Origin of the sequence: Mesorhizobium sp. M7A.F.Ca.US.006.04.2.1 (assembly GCF_004022915.1) — a bacterium.
GTDB classification, from domain to species: domain Bacteria; phylum Pseudomonadota; class Alphaproteobacteria; order Rhizobiales; family Rhizobiaceae; genus Mesorhizobium; species Mesorhizobium ciceri.
In genome coordinates, this window is sequence record NZ_RZQA01001539.1 from 1 (window position 1) to 643 (window position 643).

The following is a 643-nucleotide window of genomic DNA, read 5'->3' on the forward strand; positions in this document are numbered from 1 at the left end:
TTCCAAGCCATTGCCGTCGGGCTCCTGCGCCGCCAGTCCAGCCACGTAAAGCGCGGCGAGGAGCGACTGGGCATCGGGGCTGCCGTGATCGGCCGCTCGCCGCAGCCAACGCGCGCCTTCCGACCGGCTTGGCGGCACACCCAAACCTTCGAGATAGCAACGAGCGACGCGGTATTCGGCCTCGACAATCCCGGCGCGTGCCGCAATTGCCAGCAGCGGAAAGGCTTCTAAAGGCTTGCCGCTGTCAGAAAGCTGGATCGCCCGGCGCAATACCAGCGCTGGTGGACCGTAAGCAGTCAGGCGGTCAAGGATTGCCATCGATGCGAGAACGCATACCTCCGTTTGTCGCGCACGGCGCCCGAGCCTATGGCTCCCTCATCGCTTCTTGGCCTAGGGGGAGTATGGCGCCGAGAATATACTTGAGCACGGTACGGCGGCCGACCTTGACGTCAGCGGTTACCGGCATGCCAGGGACGATCGTGAAACTTGCGGGCACGCCATGGAGGGCGACCTCGTCGATGGAAATCTGCGTGCGGTAAAACAGGTCAGCGTCCGGGGGCAGCATGGCCAACGAGCTGTTCGGGTCGCGCGCCTGTTCCCGGGCCGAGAAGGAATCCGGGCTCACCGTGCGCACAGTGCCATG

At 64.7% G+C, this 643-nt stretch carries 2 pseudogenes; both read right to left on the bottom strand.

Features of this window, described 5'->3' with window-relative positions:
- Positions 1-318, bottom strand: a pseudogene (locus EN925_RS38605) (SEL1-like repeat protein); the annotation flags it as partial.
- A gap of 46 nt (positions 319-364) precedes the next feature.
- Positions 365-643 (bottom strand): annotated as a pseudogene (locus tag EN925_RS38610) (HlyD family type I secretion periplasmic adaptor subunit); the annotation flags it as partial.